The sequence below is a fragment of the Paenibacillus agricola genome, from assembly GCF_011440305.1.
Lineage (GTDB): Bacteria > Bacillota > Bacilli > Paenibacillales > NBRC-103111 > Paenibacillus_S > Paenibacillus_S agricola.
In genome coordinates, this window is sequence record NZ_JAAOIW010000066.1 from 1 (window position 1) to 1,433 (window position 1,433).

Here is a 1,433-nt window from a genome sequence, read left to right on the forward strand (position 1 = left end):
TGAACTGCACCCCAATTGTTAGACATCATCTAACAGTTGGAGGTGCAGTTTTTTAATGGCTAAGTATACTTCAGATGAAAAATTATCAGCTGTTCAACGTTATTTAAGCAATTCTGAGAGTTATGCAGCGATCGCGTCGTCCATAGGGGCAGTGAAGAGTGAGGTTATGAATTGGGTAAAGCAATTCGAACATAACGCTCTTGAGGCATTTAATAAATCGTATACAAGTTATCCAGTAGAGTTTAAACTGGAGGTATTAAATTATATGGTTACACATGGGACGTCTCCGAATGAAACGGCTGCAATGTTTAATATTCCTTCTCCTAGAACAATTCGTACATGGAGAATGCACTTTGAGTCATGGGGAATTGACGCCCTAAATCCAAAGAAGAAGGGGCGTCCATCGATGAAGGAAGTTAAGAAAGCTACTCCAGTGGAAGGATCGACCGAAGCCTTACAAGCGGAAATAGAACGTTTGAGGATGGAGAATGCCTACCTAAAAAAGTTGAATGCCTTAGTTCAAAGCAAGGAAGAATCACGAAGCAAAACAAAGCGCAAGTAGTATTTGAACTAAGGCTGGAATTCCCCATTACTGCACTATTACAACTCGCTCAGATCCCGCGTAGTACGTATTATTACTGGGTAAATACATTCGGAAGCCCAGATAAAGATGTTGACTTAAAATCTCGTATTACAGCCATCTTTCACGAACATAATGGTCGATATGGATATCGCAGAATTCGAGATCAATTGCACAATGAAGAGCTTAAAGTGAACCATAAAAAAGTACAACGAATCATGGACGAACTTGGATTAAAATGTACGGTGCGTATGAAAAAGTACCGTTCTTACAAAGGGACTGTTGGTAAGATTGCACCTAATATTTTAGATAGAGATTTCAGCGCCAATAAGACTAATGAAAAATGGGTGACAGATATTACTGAATTCAAGCTATTCGGTGAAAAACTGTATCTTTCCCCAATGCTGGACTTATTTAACGGTGAAATCATTACGTATACAATAGAATCACGCCCTGTTTATTCTCTTGTTTCCAAGATGCTGGACAAGGCATGGGAACGTGTAAATGACGGAGATTCGCTAATTATTCATTCAGATCAAGGCTGGCACTACCAAATGAACCAATACCACCACAAGTTAAAGGAACGTGGGATCACACAAAGTATGTCGCGTAAAGGAAACTGCTATGACAACGCTGTGATCGAAAACTTCTTTGGCATCTTAAAATCCGAATTCTTTTATACGCAAGAATTTGAAAGCATTGAGCATTTCAAGATGGAGCTTGAACGATATATCCAGTATTACAACCACAAACGCATAAAGGCAAAACTAAAGGGCATGAGCCCGGTACAATACCGGATTCACACCCATAAGGTAGCCTAATATATATTGTCTAACTTTTTGGGGTCACTTCA

1 protein-coding gene is annotated in these 1,433 nt (G+C 39.5%); it reads left to right on the forward strand.

From position 1 onward, the window contains the following. The first annotated feature begins 55 nt into the window (after positions 1–55). Positions 56–1,401, forward strand: a protein-coding gene (locus G9U52_RS39035) for an IS3 family transposase (protein ID WP_166158863.1) whose coding sequence is annotated in 2 segments (ribosomal slippage) — positions 56–497 and positions 497–1,401 — 1,347 coding nt in all. Because the reading frame shifts where the segments join, the coding sequence is not laid out codon by codon here. The last annotated feature ends 32 nt before the right edge of the window (positions 1,402–1,433 follow it).